Source organism: Paraburkholderia sp. BR10141 (assembly GCF_056155635.1).
Window position 1 is genome coordinate 24,017 of sequence record NZ_JBMIQH010000005.1, and the last position, 16,882, is coordinate 40,898.

Sequence of the window (16,882 nt, forward strand, 5' to 3'; positions counted from 1 at the left end):
TTGAAGGGCAGGAGCCAGTCATGAAGGACGTGAGCGCACCCACGGCAGCTTCGTTTCCCTACACACTCCTCGTTTCGTGCAATCGTGGCTGACTGAAAAAACCGTAGCGCGCGCCCGCCTCATCGAAGCGCCTCGATTACCCGTGAGGTAATTGAATTGCAGTCGTGCGATCAATATGATTCGCTTACGTTCTCGGGAAGAGGAAAAGGAACGGTGCACCAGCCAGACAGGACGATCGGTCGATCATGGAAGGGCGAAATCAGGTATGCGAAACATTTCAGCGAATCAGCGACAAAGTCGCCTTCGACATCAAGTGGGAAGGCGTTGCGCGGGTTGTCCGGCCGTGGTCTATACGTTGGAGAATTCAAATGGATGAACTTCGTGATAAGGGGCTCTCTCATCCCCTGGTAGCAGGAGCCGCGATCTATCTCACCGAGGTCATGACGAGTGTCGACTCGAGTATCGGTCGCGCATTGATCGTTGTGGCCGGCGGACTAGCGCTTCAGCTCTATCGCAAGTTCACGCGATGCAATTGCCGCGTCGAGTAACTCCGCACCGGCTCAGCGCGGCGAGACGACAATTGCGACCCGGCGGTTTTGTGCTCGCGCGATCGATCGTCGGTGTTAGGTGGATTGGATGGGTCCTGTCGTCGGCAAATGCGTCAAGCGGCGAGTGATGGTTTGTATGCCTGCACACGGATTCCAGGAAAATCGCTTAAAACGCCTTGTGGATCCAGCCGAATGGATCTGCAATCTTGCCGCGCTGAATACCGGTGAGCGTAGTGCGAATTCGTTGTGTGACAGGTCCTTCGCCACCCTCACCGATCTTGAATTCGCCCGCAGCGTGACGAACCTCTCCGATGGCCGTCACGACCGCTGCCGTACCGCAGGCGAAGGCCTCCTTGACCCGACCGCTGATCGCATCGGCTTGCCACGATGCAAATGCATAAGGCTCTTCGGAAACTGTGATGCCCTCCCGTTTGGCCAGCTCAATAATGGAAGCACGCGTAATACCGGGCAAGATGGTGCCCGAGAGCGGAGGTGTACGCAGGGTGCCGTCGTCCATCACGAAGAACACGTTCATGCCGCCCAGCTCTTCGATCCATTTGTGTTCCGCAGCGTCAAGGAACACGACCTGGTCGCAGCCTTTCGCGGCCGCCTCGGTTTGCGCAATCAGGCTGGCGGCATAATTTCCGCCGCACTTGGCCGCGCCTGTTCCACCTGGTGCCGCGCGGGTATATTGGTCGGAGACCCAAACAGTGACCGCCGTCTTGCCCGCCTTGAAATACGGCCCAACGGGCGAAGCGATAACACAGAACAGATACTCGTTGGCGGCGCGCACCCCGAGAAAACTCTCCGTTGCAAACATGAAAGGCCGCAGGTACAAACTGCCATCGCCGCCAGGAACCCAGTCCCGATCGATCTTCACGAGTGCATCCACTGCGCCGACAAAGAGTGCTTCGGGGAGTTCTGCCATGGACATGCGCGCTGCCGACGCGCGAAACCGCCTGGCATTCTCGTAAGGCCTGAAAAGCGAGATCGAGCCGTCGTCGCCGCGATAGGCTTTCATGCCTTCAAAAATCTCCTGCGCGTAGTGCAGGACAGCGCAGGCGGGGTCAATCTGAAACGGCCGACGCGGCTCAATCTTCGCGTCGTGCCAACCAAGGGCACTTGTCCATCGGACAGTCGCCATGTGATCGGTGAACACGCGACCAAATACCGGGTTGGCAATGCTCGCGGTGATCTCATCGTGTGGGGTCGGTGCCGTGCTGGGCGCAATAACAAACTGGGCAATCGTTTCAGTATTCATGGTTTCTTCGAGCTATGACGAAAATAACGCGGTCGCAGGGTTCCTGCTGTCCGGCGGTTTGCGATGTGAAAGCCTTGGTCGCTGACCGTTATGAATGCGCGCTGCCGCAATTCACGCCCTCGCCCTGACGTGCCAGGGCAACCAGCGCGCCATCGGAAACGACGGCCTCACGATCGGCGAGAGCCTTGAAGCGCGCGAACGCTGCATTCAATTCTGCATCGCTATCCATCATGACACCAAGCTCACGCAGGCGCTGTTTGAAGGCAGTTCGACCAGAAAGTTTCCCGAGCACGATCCTGTTTGCGCTCCAGCCTACATCTTCCGCGCGCATGATTTCGTAAGTATCGCGCGCTTTGAGCACACCGTCCTGGTGGATGCCTGACGCATGAGCGAACGCGTTAGCGCCGACTAGCGCCTTGTTGGGCTGCACCGCAAATCCGGTAATCTCCGATACTAACTGTGAAGCCGTGACAATCTGGCTTGCATCGACGCGCACGTCGAGGTCGAAGTGATCTCTCCGGGTCTTGACCGCCATGACGACTTCCTCGAGCGCCGTATTCCCTGCCCGTTCGCGTGCACTCGATCTGCCTTGCGCCGCCCGATTTGACCGCGGCCAGTGAGTTCGCCACCGCGAGGCCAAGATCATCGTGACAGTGCACCGAAAAAACCGCCCGGTCTGAATTTGGAATGCGCTCGCGTAGTTCGCGGATCAGTGCCGCATAACCTTCCGGCATGGCATGGCCAACGGTATCAGGTACGTTGATCGTAGTCGCGCCCTCGGCAATCACACCCTCCAGCACCCGGCACAGAAAGTCCATATCTGAGCGACTGGCGTCTTCCGGCGAGAACTCGACGTCATCGGTGAAACTGCGCGGCGCGCCTGCTCGTACACCTGGTCGGGCGACATACGGAGTTTTTTCTCCACATGCAGCGGCGATGTCGCGAGAAAGGTATGGATGCGAAAACGTTTGGCTGGCCGCAGCGCTTCGGCCGCACGTGAAATGTCACGCGCGTTCGCGCGTGCGAGAGAACAGATTTATGCTATCTTTCACTTCGCTTGCGATTGCGCGCACTGCCTCGAAATCGCCATCAGAACTCGCTGCGAAGCCCGCCTCGATCCTTGCGGGATGGAGAGCAGTCGCCGGGTGCGTCGATGACAAAAGAAGAAAAACTCCGCATCGCGAGGCAACTCGAGCGTATGCGGGTCGACGTGTTGTACGTCCTCGGTCGTCATGCCCCTGACCACCGCTGGCTGGGAAGTGAAGCACTAACCCGAAGACGAACTCAGGTTGACTGCAGTCTCCGCGTCCACTCACAAAACGAATCCAACCGTTTTCGAGCGATCGTGCTTTTTAGGTTAGATGTCTGGGGAGCACCTTGACCGCCGGCACGCACATCGCGAACTCTGGCATTTGATCGAGGGGGCATGGTCCATCCGCCTGCAATCGGACATCGGGCTCATCGCGTCGACTGGCCAAACAGCCGCGGATCCAGCGTAAAGGGTTCCGTGCTGATCACCTTTACGCTTGCCATCTCCGGATGCATCGGGTTCAGCAGCAGATTGAAGTCGGTAGGACAAACGACCGACGGGACCCGCATCGCCAGTTGCTCGCCCGCCTCAAGCCATTGCCGGCCAAGCGCCCTCGTCGCCGCTGGATCGCTCGTCAGGTCTGTCCAGCCGTCCGGCAGGCCAGGTGCGAATGCGGCATCGTAGACGGCGTCCGGCACCTCCAGCGTCACGAGGAAATAGCCACCGGCCGGCAGCAAGGCCGCCATGTGCACCAGCGCTTCAAGCAGCGCCGTTGACGCGTGGCAGCAGGTGTAAAGCACTCGCATGCCACGCGGGTTCCAGCGGCCTCCGGCGATCGCCGCACCATTGCCGCTCAGGTCATCGGCACGGTAATACCCGCGCCGCTCTTTCGCCAGGCGGTAAAGCCTCATGCAGACACGCCGTGAAGGACTCGCAGCAGGATCTCACGCACGCGGTCGTAGCCCGGTTGCGAGTCGAGCACCTCGAGCGGGCTGAGTCCACCCAATTCCGCATTCGATCGCTGCATCCACTCGGCGGCCAGCGCCGGGTCCTCAAACACCTCCACAGCAAGCTGACGCACATACAGCACGCGCGCAACGCGATCCGACTCGGCTGGCGACAGTCGCTCCGCGCGCGCCATCTTGCGCAGGATCGTCGAACTCGGCAGATTGAGACTCGCCAGCAGCGTCTGCACCGGCACGTGCAGCAGGTCCTTCGCTACGCGCTCGATGATCGCCGCTTCCATGCCTTCCCGGATCTGCCGGCGTTGCTCTAGCGGATCGAACCTGACGAGAAACGTTTCGATATCGTCAGCGTGGGCGCCGGGTCTGCCAGAGCCGGCCAGGGCTTTGCCGGCATGTGCTGCGCCCGGACGCGCCGCCGAATGACGGCCGGACGGTTGATTCAGGGACATGTTGCGCGCCTCCCAGATGGGAATTTCATGTTTCCCATTCTAGATCACTCTCAAACGGGAGTCAAGATTATCCCAGTTGATCATTTATTATGCTGACCGGTCCTGGCGGCGGAGACTGAAAAGCCGCAGCAGTTCGTCCCGCAATTCCGAGACATCCAGGACATGCTGCGCCCGGGTCACAGCCACATAGAGGAGGCGGAGCTTATCCTCGTCCGGCATCGGGCTGCCGTCGGCCCCGCGCAGGCGGAAATCGTTCGCAACCTTGACCCGCTTCCACTCGAGACCCTTGGCACGGTGGACGGTTGAGATCACATAGTGGGCGGCACCTTCCACCACCGAGCGCTGCGCCAGGGCCCGCAGATAGCCGGTCCCCAGCTCGTCGACGATGCGCACAACCGGCAGCAGGTCCTGACCAAATGCACTGCGCGCAAACGCCTGTGCGTCGCTCCACGTCCCGAACAGCGAGAACGCCGCCGGACGGAACGCGCGCTGGCCGGCCAGCAACCGGTCAGCGCCATCAGCGTAGGCGAGAATCTCGGCGGGGCTCATCCGGATCGCCAGTCGGTGTCCTGCCTCGAGTCCCACGGCGAACTGCCAGATCGCCGTGACGTTCCTCCGGCACAGGATCGCGTCAACCGGCGGCGCGAGCGCAGGATCCTCCACCATGATCGAGCCGATGGCTTCCTGTCCCCGGATGGGCTTGCGCTCACCGAGCAGTGCGAGCAGGCGGCTCGCCAGCGCCGCGAACGTGGCACCAAAGCGGAACGGCTCCGTGAGCACACACTCGGGCGTGTCGATCTGCGCCATCGCATTGATCGCGCCGCGCCACTCGTAGATCTGCTGGTAAGGCTGGAAATTGAACTGGTGAGTGTCCCCCTCGCAGTCAATCAGCTGGATGGGGTCAAGCCGAACGTTCTCGAAATCGGTGAATCCGGCGGACTCGGCAATCCTGGCATTGAAGCACGAAGTGCAGAGTAACTCATAGTGGCCATCGCCAGAACCGCAGTGGACGGTGTCCCAGGGCGGCGTCTGGTTGCCGCATCGTTCGCATCACTTGTGTGCCATATCGTGCCCGCTGTAACGTTTTCCCTGCGATCGCCAGGATCTTGATTTCCGGTTGCCGTTTTCGACACTATTGATCCGACGTTGGCGGCAACATACGGCCCGCGAAGGCGTATTGGGGTGCGCAGTAGCTGGCGAACGGATGCCGCTATTTTGACAGACACGACGAGCAGCCCTGACTGGTGCCAGGTGTCTGGCGCCACTTGATCAGCAAGGTCAAACGCCATCCATGATCGGCGCGTTCGATGAGGTCATGCCGCACGGTGGCTTCCATGCGGTCGCGCTACGGGACTGATATGCCGGAAGCTTCAGAACTGGCACTGCATCGATGCAAAATATATAGGAATACAAATCAAAGCCAACCAAACTTCGATCATTTCTTTTATGTAAAATTCGATAGACCGAACAAAGCCGGCCACAAGCGCAAACCCGCCCGCCCGAAACATCCTCCTTCCCAGCCCCGACGTCCGTCAGGTGTGCACACAGCATTTGCGGCACCCCCAACGGAAATTCACGACCCCTCAGGCGCGCTTGCCACTTGTAGTTCGATGTGCAGATCCTTCGCGGCAACACGATCGCCTGCCTGGACATGCACGGTGGCGATCACGCAATCGCGGTCAGCCGCGAAATGCGTCTCCATTTTCATCGCCTCGAGGGCGATCAGCGTGCAACCCGCGGACCCGCGTTGCCCGGTTTGGACCGTCATGGCCACCACCGAGTGGTATCGGCGCGGCGACATGCAGCGGATTTTCCGGATCGGTCACCGCGCGGCCCCTGCGCACCGCCTATGCCAGCGCGGTGCTGCGCTGCTCGACAGTGGCCGTGCGCGATTGGCCGCCGGACACGATCTGATCTACGTCGCGCTAACCGGGAAACAACGCCATAAATCGGCCGGAATCCTTCGGCGTCGCGAACCCTCACGCATCAAATGAGCCGCTCACCACGTCGCCAACGTTTATCGCACCGTATTTCGCAACCAGTATGGGTCACTACCCTTCGACGGGTTCAAGCTAGCATCTTCGACCGGAAACAGATCAGCACGGACCTGCCCATCGGTGACGGCTTGGTTCTCCTGTGAGAACACAGCCACTAGAGCAGTTGCAAACACAACTGCCGCAACAATGGCTGGTATCACAACTCTCATGGTAGCCGTCTCCAGATATGGCACTGTTGCTTTACGAACAGACCTGTCCGAAATCAGCGCCTCAAGTTTATGTATGCATGGAGGTTACGACTAAGGAGAGTTTCAAGAAGTGTCCGTTGCGAAAATGGCAAGCCGTCGTGCAGCATAGCGTCGCCAGAATGGCAGAGCCGCTTCGCAAGCGCTCGCACGTGAATCAGCTGCACTGAAGTTCGACATCCACGCCTGCCAAGACCTTCACATGCGCGGCAGCGCTTCGCGCTAGAGACGACAGTTCATATCCGCCTTCGAGGCACGAAACGACTCGCCCGGCGGCGTGTTGCCGGGCAACTTCGACAATACGTTGCGTGACCCACGCGTAGTCGCGTTCCGTAAGGCACAGGTTTCCCATCTCGTCCTCGCGGTGCCCGTCGAACCCTGCCGAAATGAAGATCATCTCCGGCTTGAACGCGTTCAGCGCGGGCAGCCACTTGTCGACGACGGCCGCCTGAAGCGCTTCACCGCCGGAGCGTGGCGGCAGCGGCACGTTCACCATGTTGCTGCCCCGAGCGACGTGCCCCGAATACGGATAAAGCTGATCCCCGAAGATCGAGCACATGAGGACGCGCTCGTCGGCATAAAAAATCTCTTCGCTGCCGTTCGCGTGGTGGACGTCGAAATCGATCAACGCTACGCGCGAGAGTCCGTGCACATTCAACGCATGGCGTATACCCACAGCAACATTGTTGAAGAAGCAGAACCCTCCGGCCGCGGCGCTCTCAGCGTGGTGCCCCGGGGGCCGCACGTTGCAGAATGCCGAGTCGCACTTACCGCCGATCACCAGATCGGCTGCGAGCACTGCGGCCCCGGCTGCACGCAATGCAGCGATATAGGTGCAGGGATTCATGCTGGTGTCGGGGTCCACGTGCACATACCCTTCGATCGGCGTCATGCCTACCAGGTTACGGATTTACGCGATGGAATGCACCTGGGCGAGTTGCTGCTCGGTGGCGAGCGGCGCATCGTAGCTCCACATGCAGCCCAGGAGCCCTTTCATCAGCAGCATGTCGTGGATGGCGCTAATGCGGTCCGGCGACTCGGGATGCATGGATCCCATTTCGTGCCGCTCGCAATCGGGGTGGGAGATGTAGGCTGCAAACATAACGCTGCTCCGAACGAGAACTTGCTGCGAGACGAATGCGAGACGGTAGACTGACCGGAAGTCTCGGGCTTACCCCAGTGCCTCGAAGATGCGCGCGCGAATGTCTTCGACGGCGCCGAGGCCAGAGACGCGCCGGTACTGCGGCGCCTTCAGACCGTGCTGTGCGTCGCGTCGCGCCCATGCGTTGTAGTAGTCGACCAGCATCTGACATCTCCCGCCTGTCAAGGCAATGCATTGATTGCCATTGAATTTGCAACGCCTCCGCAAGCGCACGCTTGATGTGTATCAATCGAGGTCGGCGCGAAGGCGAATGCGGGGCTTCGAATGGGACTGTCTTGCGTTGCGGCAGCGCCGGATCTTCTGCGCTTTCCGTCGCTTCAGCGCGGCGGCGTGTAGGGGAATCCCTACAGCCTCGCTCGTACGACTACGGCACTTTCAGTCCGCGCTGATTTCACTTCCCTGGCTCGCAAACAATAATGGGTTCACGGACTTGAGGTGTGGCTCTTCGACGCAGTCCGTCCGGAACCAGGAGCAAGCGATGAACGGCAACGAGGTTACCCTTCGATCACTCGTCGACAAGTGGCTTGCACCCACCTTTTCGGCGCCCGCACGTGTCGCGCAGGTGGGACGCCTTTTTGCCACCCATTGCCGTTTTGTGCGGATCGAAGGCGGCACTTCGAGCGGCCCGCTCTCGATAGTCTTCTTCCGGCACGACGACGGCTCCTGGTGTGTGTTTCCGCCCGCACGGACAGCGCCCGCAATGTGCCATCGGCTCATTGCTCATTAACCCGCCGTCGCGAGCGCGAACGCCTGGTTGCCTGGACCACAGCGTCAACATCTCGTCTCGAAGCCCCCCTTCGACGCCGCATCCGTCCCGGACGTAGCGCTGGATTTTGACATTGATCAACAGTTTCAGCGCGCATCCGACGTAGCTTCCGAGTTACTGGCTTGAGAGCCCGCGGTACACCTTGCCAACGGCTCGGAAGCGGAGGTGAACATGTCATCAGACCCCAATCGCTTCGACGCGATCGTGATTGGCTCGGGCATCGGCGGCCTGGCTTGTGCCGCCGCTCTCGCGAAATACGGCAAAGCCGTGCTCGTGCTCGAGCGGCAGCATGTCGCCGGCGGTCTCACGCAGTCGTTCAGCCGCGACGGCTTCCGCTGGGACGTAGGTCTCCACTATCTCGGGGAGATGGGGCCGCAAGGCGAGGCCCGCGGCGTCATCGACTGGCTGACTGGCCGTGCCATCGAGTTCGCGCCGCTGGGCGATGCCTACGATATCGTCCACTTCCCCGGGAACTTCACCGTCCCCTTCAGACGCCCGCGCGCGGCGCTCGAGCAGGAGCTGAAATCGCGCTTCCCCGATTCCGCAGCGCAGATCGATGCGTTTTTCGACGCACTCGGCGAGGCCGTCCACGCAGGCAAGGCGCTGTTCACGCGCAGAGCATTATCGGGATTTCTAGGCGATGTTTATGGCCTTTGGCACAAGCGCGATATTCTCAAGTGGTGGGGCCGCACCACCGTCGACGTACTCGACGCTCTCGTTAGCGACGCGCGACTTCGTGCGGTGCTCCTTGCGCAACAGGGTGACTACGGTGGCATGGAGCCGTCCGTTACGAGCTTCGGATTGCATGCAGTGGTCATGAACCATTACCTGAATGGCGCCTGGTACCCCGTGGGCGGAGCAAAAGTTTTCGCCGAGACCCTCATCCCCGCTATCGAAGAGGCCGGCGGCGCAGTCCGGGTCGATACCCGAGTCCAAGCGTTGGAGATCGAAGACGGAGCGGCAACGGGCGTGCGGATCGAAGATGGAACGGTGCTACAGGCACCGACGATCTTCTCTGATATCGGCGCCCGCAATACCGTCGGCTTACTGCCGGAAGAACTTCGGCGCAGCGCATGGGCGCAAGAAATACTGTCCTTCGAGCCCTCGGTCTGCCACGTAACGCTGTACCTTGGACTCGACGGCGACATCGGCGTGCATGGGGCATCGGCGTCGAACCACTGGTTTCACGAAAGTTGGGAGATCAATCATGGCACGTGGCGCGCGCCGAATGAGCTGACGCCTGCTCCCGCTCTGTTCGTCTCTTTTCCCTCGATGAAGGATCCCGCGCAGGCTCGCAATGACTCCCGCCGGCACACCGCCGAAGTCGTGGTGATAATCGATTGGGAGCCGTTCATGCGCTGGTCTCACTCCACGCTGAAAGAGAGGCCGGAGGAATACACGGCATTCAAGTCAGCCATCGGGCAGCGACTGCTCGCACAGTTCGCACGCCATTTCCCGGAACTGGCGCCGATGGTGGTGTTTCACGAAGTCTCCACACCGTTGACGATGGCGGCATATTCGGGAGCGCACCGTGGCGCGAGCTACGGGCTCGAAGTCAGTCCGCGCAGATTTCTTTCGGAGAGCCTGAATGTCCGGACACCCGTTCCGCGCCTCTTCCTCACAGGTCAAGACGTCACGAGCCCCGGCGTGACAGGAGCGATGATGGGAGGTGTGCTTGCGGCTGCCTCGATTGCACACCAGATCTATACACACCTCCGATAAACACGCCTTCACCAGGAGGAAGGGGCGTCGATTTCTTCATCGCGGACTACAGCATCGCATCGTCGCGGTGCAGCCTCGCCCTATTTCGCCTCGATCAAGACTTCCTTGCATGCCGGCGATCCCACGCGCCTAGGGGACGGAAAGCGCCATTCGCCCAGGCTGCGGCTCAATTGCCGAATTCCCTTGCAACCATTCATTCACCTGTGCCGCCCTGTGTTCTGCTTGCTGAATGCGGGCTTTCAGGGCGACGCAGAGGTTCCCTGTCTGCGCGAGGGGGGAATCCAGAAGGAGCCGCGCCAAGGCCACCTCCTCTGAAAGATCACCCAACAACGCGCCAAGCTTGCTCTCCCTCGATTCCAGTTGTGCGCAAAGAAGCGACTGCGCCGAAAATGCATGCCCTGCCCGACATCTGAAACGAATCACACGCCGGTCACGCAGCATGAAGAGCGCGCTCTGGCAATCGGGACAGTTCAGGCCACCCGGCATAGCCATGGTTTCGAACTTCGACCAGACATCCGGGGCGAGGTTACCCTCCGCCAGGCTGACCTCGGCACCGACAAGCTCATCACGAGAACCCGCAGCGACCATGGCGGGATCATCATTGGCAAGCATGATGAGAAGTGCTCCCATTTCGGCCAGGTTGCAGCGGTGATCAACGGACACACTGGCCAGCGCGCTGTTGGGCATCGACGGTGCAATCGCTTCCAGTGGGTTCTGCACGACAGCAGTCCCGTGCTGGTCCTTAATGGCCATCAACCCCGCTGTGCCGTCATCGAGGTACCCAGTCAATACCACACCGACCACAGCAGGCCCATAGGCCAGAGCTGCAGAGCGAAACAGGGGATCGACAGCCGGACGAAACCGGTTTTCACGAGGGCCGTTGCACAGCGCGACATAGCCTCGATGGACCAGCATATGTCGGTCTGGAGGTGCGACGTAGATCCTGCCTGGCTGAATCAGCTCGCAGTGCTGGGGATGAGCAACCGGCAACGAACTGGCCCGAGCGAGGATGCGCGGCAGAACTCCCGTACTTCCGGCACCGAGATGCTGGACGATAAACACAGGCGCCGGAAAGGTGGGGGGCAGCTGCCCGATCAGCAATGAGAGCGCCTCGATGCCACCATACGATGCACCAATGACAATGATTCGCCCGTTCATGATTGGCTCGTTTCCCTGATGACCCCCAGACAATGGCCTTGGAACTCGCGCTTATATTTGACTTGGGTCAGTTGTTCGTGGTGGCAACGACGACTAATAACCTTGCGGCAATTGAGCCACATCAATTGTCGGGATATCTACAGTGGGAAAATTCGGCGCGTAACCACCCTTCGCTCGAAGTGAGCCGACATGAAAACCGACCGAGATATTCAGCACAGGATCGAACAGGAATTACTCTGGGATACATCCGTCGATGGAAGGTACATAGAGGTAACTGTTAACCAGAACGTTGCGACGCTGCATGGATCGGTCAAAAGCTGCGCGCAAAGGCTTGCTGCGCAGCGAGTGGCGCAGCGTTTGCTGGGCGGTGGGTCGGTAGTCGTGCAGCTTGTCGTTCGGTCGCCTGCGCCGATGCCTGACAACGACGAGGAACTCGCGAGTGCAGTGTCGTTAGCGCTGAACTGGCAGGCTGATCTGCCGCGCGATGCAGTGCGTGCAGTGGTCGAACGCAGCTGCGTAACGCTCGACGGTGAAGTGGAGTGCGCGAGTCAACGCGATGCTGCCGAAGCAACCGTAAGCCAAATGCGCGGCGTGGCTGACGTGATTAACCGTGTGACGGTGCGCAATCATCCGCTGGAGAGCAATGTGCACGCACAGATCGCAGCCGCCCTTTCAAGCCGTGGAGAGTCGACGGCAGCCGCAATCCGCGTCCAGGATCGAGATGGTGTCGTGCGCCTGACTGGCACGGTCAGCGGCATCGCGGAAAAGGAGGAAGCTTGCAACGCCGCGTGGACGACTAGTGGGGTGAGATGGGTGGTCGAACAGCTCGACGTTGCGTGATTGCGGGCGTGGGATTTCGGCTCAGAAGACCGGCAGCATTGACCTGCATCAACTGAAGGGACACAGGTTGGCAGTGTCATACGGGCAAGGGTCAACGTTCATCAAGCGGTAAACCTGCCCGCTTTCGCTACCGAGGTTGCACAGATGACGCTCTTCGCCGCATTCGTCGCGCTCGTCTTCATCTACAGTCTCGCGTCCCGGCGATTCGAGCGCACCGTAATCACCGCACCTATCCTGTTCACGGCGCTTGGCGCGCTCATGTCGTTCTCGCATGAAGCACTGGCCGAACTTGCACTGGACCGGAAAGATCTGCTCCTGATCGCCGAAGTGGGCCTCGTGATGACGTTGTTCACGGACGCTTCCCGCGTGCGGCCGCAAATGCTCAAAGGTGAGGCCAATCTGCCGGTTCGCCTGCTAAGCGGTGGCATGCTCCTGACCATTGCGCTTGGCATTCTGGGCGCGATGGTGGTGGTGCGGTCGCTGACCTGGTGGGAAGCGGGCATTCTCGCCGCCATTTTGGCGCCGACCGACGCCGGGCTCGGTCAGGCCGTCGTCAGCAGCCCGCGCGTGCCGCGGCGCATTCGTCAGGCGCTGAACGTGGAGGCAGGCCTGAACGACGGCCTCTCGGTTCCTTTCCTCATGTTCTTCATCGCGTTGGCCGAGGCTCGCGAGCGTGGCGCGGGCGGGTCGGTGCTGGCGCGTTTCCTGATGGAGCAGCTCGGTTATGGAGCGCTCGTGGGGCTGGGCGTCGGCCTGATTGGCGGCTGGCTGCTCGGTCTTGCACGCCGCAAGGAATGGATGGCCATACCGCTCACGCAGCTTGGTGTCGTCGCTCTTCCCTTCGCCTGCGTTCTCATCTCCGAGGCCACCGGCGCGAGCATGTTCATTGCCGCCTTCGTCGCCGGGCTGGCGACCCAGGCAGGCTTCAGCGAAATCGGCAAACACAGCATCGAATTCACGGAGGATTGGGGGCAACTGTTCAACTACTTCGTCTTCTTCCTCTTCGGACTGCTCATCACGCGCGTCTGGAGGCAGTTCGATTTCGCTATCGCCGCGTATGCGGTTCTGAGTCTCACGCTGATCCGCATGATTCCCGTGGCGCTCGCGTTGAAGGGTACGCACCTCAGTTCGCCCACGGTGTGGTTCATGGGCTGGTTCGGCCCACGGGGGCTCGCGTCGATCGTTCTTGGACTCGTCTATCTGGAGGGCGAAACTACCCTGCCGGGAGAGCAGACCATCAAGCTGGTCGTCATGGCAACGGTGCTGCTGAGCATCTTCGCTCACGGACTCACCGCACTGCCCGCCATCAACCGGTACAGTCGTGCTGTAGCCGCTCTGGGCGAAGATGCGCCCGAACGCGAGACGGTCGGCGCCGAGCGCGCGAGCGCCGCGAATATCGAATAGGCGATGGCCTGGTTCGCCGCGTCAACGCGACAAAGCTAGCCACGCACGAGCAGCACCGGACAGGTCGAGATTCGAAGGAACTCTTCGGCCACGCTGCCCAGCACTGCCCTGCTCACGCCGCGCCTGCCGTGTGTGCCCATCGCCACCAGATCGGCTTCCTGCATTTTTGCGCAGCGTTCCAGACACTGCGCGATCGAGTCGGATTTTCCAGACGTCTCGCAGATTTCGACTGAGCATGGGACTTGCCCGGCGGTCATCGCCCGCCGTACCTCGTCGAGCGCGAGACGACCGTCCTCATGCAGTACCTTGCCTAGCGCTTCCGGGTCGTAATAGCCGGCGTATGGCGCAAGCCCCCATTTGTGCACGACGTACACGGCATGCACGCGTGCGTGAGCAAGCGCCGCAAGCGCCACGGCTTCCCGTGTGGCGCGCCGGGCGCAATCGCTACCGTCCACGGCCAGCAGAATCTTCCGACAAACAGGCTTTGTCATTTGGCGATCTCCCTGCGTCCTTCATGTCATGACGACTCAGTCAACATACGCAGCGGTCCTCAATATCGACTGATCTTCATCAATTGGTTGCGCAGACAAAGCGAGGCAATGCCCGCTTTCGCGTACCCCATATTTTGGTTGATCTGAGTCAATCGTCATCCGATGCCTGGGCATGAGACTGAAGCCGCACGAGACGTGACGTTACGTCGTGACGGCAATCGATTTGCGCATGCGAGGAGACTATGACCCAACCCGAAGCAACGCCCACTGGCACCGCCCCATCTCAGATCCCGCTGTTAAAGGGCGCCGCCATCGACGGCATGGCCGCCTATCGCGCGCTCGTCGAAGAAGCGCGACGCGACCCCGATTCGTACTGGGCCCGTCTCGCGCGCGAGTACCTGGACTGGAAGCGCCCGTTCACACGCGCGCTCGACGCGTCGAACGCACCGTTCTTCAAGTGGTTCGACGACGGACTGATCAACGCCTCGTACAACTGCCTCGACCGCCATCTCGCGAACGGTGGCGGCGAGCGCACCGCGCTGATTTTCGAGGCGGACGACGGCCAGGTCACGACGCTCACGTATGCGCAACTGCATGCGCGCGTGTGCCGCGTCGCGAACGCGCTACGCGCTCGCGGCGTACGGCGTGGCGACCGCGTGATGATCTATCTGCCCATGTCGATTGAGGGCGTGGTCGCCATGCAGGCGTGCGCGCGCATCGGTGCGCCGCATTCGGTCGTGTTCGGCGGGTTCTCCGCCAAGTCGCTGCATGAACGCATGGCCGACGTCGGCGCGTGTGTGCTCATCACCGCCGACGAGCAGGTGCGCGGCGGCCGCCATCTGCCGCTCAAGAGCATTGCGGACGAAGCCCTCGCAATGGGCGGTGCCGAAAACGTCCATACCGTGATCGTCTATCGCCGCACAGGCGGCTCGATTCTGTGGAATTCGCTGCGTGACGTCTGGCTCCATGAACTGGAAGAAGCGCAGCCCGCCGAGTGCGAGCCCGAGTGGGTCGACGCGGAGCATCCGCTCTTCATCCTTTACACATCCGGCTCGACGGGCACTCCCAAGGGCGTGCAGCACAGCACGGGCGGGTATCTGCTGTGGGCGGCCCTCACCATGAAGTGGACGTTCGATATCCGGGCGTCCGACGTATTCTGGTGCACGGCCGACATCGGCTGGATCACGGGGCATAGCTACATCTGCTATGGCCCAACGGCCGCCGGCGCGACGCAGGTGATTTTCGAGGGCATACCGACCTGGCCGGACGCCGGCCGCTTCTGGCAGATGATCGAGCGCCACAAGGTTTCGATCTTCTACACCGCGCCGACTGCCATTCGCTCGCTTATCAAGGCCGCGGACAACGAGCCCGCCGTCCACCCGTCACGGTATGACTTGAGTTCGTTGCGCCTGCTCGGCACCGTGGGCGAGCCGATCAACCCTGAGGCCTGGCGCTGGTTCGCGGCGCAAGTGGGCGGCGGCCACTGCCCCGTTCTCGACACGTTCTGGCAAACCGAAACGGGCGGTCACATGATCGCACCACTTCCGGGCGTCACGCCGCTCGTCGCCGGTTCATGCACGCTGCCGCTACCGGGCATCGAAGCGGCCATCGTCGACGAGTCCGGGCATGACGTGCCGAACGGCAATGGCGGCCTGCTCGTCATCAAGCGGCCCTGGCCCTCCATGCTGCGCACGATCTGGGGCAACCCCGCGCGCTATCGCGCCGGTTACTTCCCGGAAGAACTCGGCGGCAAGCTCTATCTCGCCGGCGACGGCGCGATTCGCGACGCGCAAACTGGTTATTTCACGATCACGGGCCGCGTGGACGATGTGCTCAATGTCTCCGGCCACCGCATGGGCACGATGGAAATCGAATCCGCGCTCGCTGCTCACCCGCAGGTTGCCGAAGCTGCCGTGGTTGGCCGTCCCGACGCAACCACGGGCGAGGCGATTGTTGCCTTCGTTGTGCTCAAAGGCGAACGCCCCATCGGCGAAGAGGCTAAACACATTGCCGAAGCACTGCGCACGTGGATCGGTCACGAAATCGGCCCGATCGCCAAGCCGCGGGAAATCCGCTTCGGCGACGCCATGCCGAAGACGCGTTCCGGCAAGGTCGTGCGCCGCCTGCTGCGCTCGGTCGCAAAGGGCGAGGAGATCACGCAGGATACCTCGACTGTCGAAAACCCCGGCGTCATCACACAGTTCAGCAAGGCTGCTTGATCAGGAGACGTTCATCATGAAAACTTCCGCACCCAACCCCGCATCGCTCGGCCTTGCCGGATTCGCCCTCACCACGTGGCTGCTCAGCATGATCAACGCCGGATGGTTCGGCGGCGACGCGCTAGGGCTCGTGCTCGCCTGCGCCCTGGCGTTCGGCGGCAGCGCGCAGGCGATAGCCGGACTCATCGAAATTCCGCGCGGCAACACATTCGGTGCCACGGCATTCATCGCTTATGGCGCCTTCTGGTGGTCGCTGGCGCTCTATCTCATGTACCTGCACGAGCATGTCGTGCCCGCTTTCGTCGGCTGGTATCTGCTGCTCTGGGGCGTTTTCACGTTTTACATGTGGATCGCCACCTGGCGCGCCTCGCGGGCCCTGCAACTCTTGTTCGTCGCTCTGTGGATCACATTCTTCCTGCTGGCTGCGAGCGAATGGACCGGATCGGCTCTGATCCACCACGCGGGCGGCTACGCCGGGCTGTTCACAGCGCTCGTCGCGTTCTACCTCTCTGCGGCGGAAATCATCAACGAAACCCACGGCCGCAGCGTGCTGCCGACCGGCGCGCCCACCAGCGCGAATGCCGACGATCTTGCCGGTGCCCGCACCGCCTGACCTTGAGTGTCT

The 16,882-nt window shown here is 61.3% G+C and carries 14 protein-coding genes and 5 pseudogenes; 7 read left to right on the forward strand and 12 right to left on the reverse strand.

Features of this window, described 5'->3' with window-relative positions; genetic code table 11:
• Positions 1–714: 714 nt before the first annotated feature.
• The 3 genes and pseudogenes from ACOJB8_RS08530 to ACOJB8_RS08540 all read right to left on the reverse strand — a co-directional run.
• Positions 715–1,809: a branched-chain amino acid aminotransferase gene (locus tag ACOJB8_RS08530; RefSeq protein ID WP_475012098.1), complete on the reverse strand. Its 1,095-nt coding sequence runs from the start codon at positions 1,807–1,809 to the stop codon at positions 715–717.
• 88 nt (positions 1,810–1,897) lie between these two features.
• Entirely contained in the window at positions 1,898–2,344 is a 447-nt protein-coding gene (locus tag ACOJB8_RS08535) for a homocitrate synthase/isopropylmalate synthase family protein (RefSeq protein WP_475012100.1), read from the reverse strand.
• Positions 2,345–2,432: 88 nt separating this feature from the next.
• Positions 2,433–2,845: pseudogene (locus ACOJB8_RS08540) on the reverse strand (2-isopropylmalate synthase); the annotation flags it as partial.
• Positions 2,846–2,908: 63 nt separating this feature from the next.
• Between ACOJB8_RS08540 and ACOJB8_RS08545 the strand changes: the two are divergent.
• Complete coding sequence (locus tag ACOJB8_RS08545) at positions 2,909–3,190, forward strand: hypothetical protein (protein WP_475012392.1); 282 nt, start codon at positions 2,909–2,911, stop codon at positions 3,188–3,190.
• A gap of 77 nt (positions 3,191–3,267) precedes the next feature.
• Here the strand turns inward: ACOJB8_RS08545 and ACOJB8_RS08550 are convergent, their stop codons facing one another.
• The 7 genes and pseudogenes from ACOJB8_RS08550 to ACOJB8_RS08580 all read right to left on the reverse strand — a co-directional run.
• Positions 3,268–3,750: an RES family NAD+ phosphorylase gene (locus ACOJB8_RS08550; RefSeq protein WP_475012102.1), complete on the reverse strand. Its 483-nt coding sequence runs from the start codon at positions 3,748–3,750 to the stop codon at positions 3,268–3,270.
• On the reverse strand, positions 3,747–4,253 hold the full coding sequence (locus ACOJB8_RS08555; RefSeq protein WP_475012104.1) for an antitoxin Xre/MbcA/ParS toxin-binding domain-containing protein: 507 nt from the start codon (positions 4,251–4,253) through the stop codon (positions 3,747–3,749). The genes ACOJB8_RS08550 and ACOJB8_RS08555 overlap by 4 nt, the downstream gene beginning before the upstream one ends.
• Before the next feature lie 87 nt (positions 4,254–4,340).
• The gene (locus ACOJB8_RS08560; RefSeq protein ID WP_475012105.1) at positions 4,341–5,060 is read right to left on the reverse strand and encodes an ATP-binding domain-containing protein; all 720 of its coding nucleotides are present in this window, start codon (positions 5,058–5,060) and stop codon (positions 4,341–4,343) included.
• A gap of 132 nt (positions 5,061–5,192) precedes the next feature.
• Positions 5,193–5,291: pseudogene (locus ACOJB8_RS08565) on the reverse strand (DUF7685 domain-containing protein); the annotation flags it as partial.
• Between the two features lie 535 nt (positions 5,292–5,826).
• Positions 5,827–6,166 (reverse strand): annotated as a pseudogene (locus ACOJB8_RS08570) (biotin/lipoyl-containing protein); the annotation flags it as partial.
• 486 nt (positions 6,167–6,652) lie between these two features.
• Positions 6,653–7,597: pseudogene (locus ACOJB8_RS08575) on the reverse strand (histone deacetylase family protein).
• Between the two features lie 69 nt (positions 7,598–7,666).
• A pseudogene (locus tag ACOJB8_RS08580) lies at positions 7,667–7,798 on the reverse strand (adenylate kinase); the annotation flags it as partial.
• A 337-nt stretch (positions 7,799–8,135) separates the two neighbouring features.
• Between ACOJB8_RS08580 and ACOJB8_RS08585 the strand changes: the two are divergent.
• Together ACOJB8_RS08585 and ACOJB8_RS08590 are read left to right on the forward strand one after the other, a co-directional pair.
• Positions 8,136–8,384: a hypothetical protein gene (locus ACOJB8_RS08585; protein WP_368727515.1), complete on the forward strand. Its 249-nt coding sequence runs from the start codon at positions 8,136–8,138 to the stop codon at positions 8,382–8,384.
• Positions 8,385–8,594: 210 nt separating this feature from the next.
• Complete coding sequence (locus tag ACOJB8_RS08590; protein WP_368727516.1) at positions 8,595–10,145, forward strand: phytoene desaturase family protein; 1,551 nt, start codon at positions 8,595–8,597, stop codon at positions 10,143–10,145.
• Positions 10,146–10,274: 129 nt separating this feature from the next.
• Here the strand turns inward: ACOJB8_RS08590 and ACOJB8_RS08595 are convergent, their stop codons facing one another.
• Positions 10,275–11,303 (reverse strand): chemotaxis protein CheB, encoded by a 1,029-nt coding sequence (locus ACOJB8_RS08595; RefSeq protein WP_475012107.1) that lies wholly within the window; start codon positions 11,301–11,303, stop codon positions 10,275–10,277.
• Between the two features lie 189 nt (positions 11,304–11,492).
• On the opposite strand from ACOJB8_RS08595, the gene ACOJB8_RS08600 reads away from it, so the two are divergent.
• Both ACOJB8_RS08600 and ACOJB8_RS08605 read left to right on the forward strand, forming a co-directional pair.
• Positions 11,493–12,143 (forward strand): BON domain-containing protein, encoded by a 651-nt coding sequence (locus tag ACOJB8_RS08600; protein WP_368727518.1) that lies wholly within the window; start codon positions 11,493–11,495, stop codon positions 12,141–12,143.
• A 144-nt stretch (positions 12,144–12,287) separates the two neighbouring features.
• A complete protein-coding gene (locus tag ACOJB8_RS08605) occupies positions 12,288–13,547 on the forward strand; it encodes a cation:proton antiporter (RefSeq protein WP_368727519.1) in 1,260 nt (419 codons plus the stop codon).
• 35 nt (positions 13,548–13,582) lie between these two features.
• On the opposite strand, the gene ACOJB8_RS08610 is transcribed toward ACOJB8_RS08605, so the two are convergent.
• Positions 13,583–14,038: a universal stress protein gene (locus ACOJB8_RS08610; RefSeq protein WP_368727520.1), complete on the reverse strand. Its 456-nt coding sequence runs from the start codon at positions 14,036–14,038 to the stop codon at positions 13,583–13,585.
• A 242-nt stretch (positions 14,039–14,280) separates the two neighbouring features.
• Here ACOJB8_RS08610 and acs point away from each other — a divergent pair, with 242 nt between their 5' ends.
• Complete coding sequence (gene acs / locus ACOJB8_RS08615) at positions 14,281–16,257, forward strand: acetate--CoA ligase (protein ID WP_368727521.1); 1,977 nt, start codon at positions 14,281–14,283, stop codon at positions 16,255–16,257.
• Between the two features lie 16 nt (positions 16,258–16,273).
• Entirely contained in the window at positions 16,274–16,870 is a 597-nt protein-coding gene (locus ACOJB8_RS08620; RefSeq protein WP_368727522.1) for an acetate uptake transporter, read from the forward strand.
• The last annotated feature ends 12 nt before the right edge of the window (positions 16,871–16,882 follow it).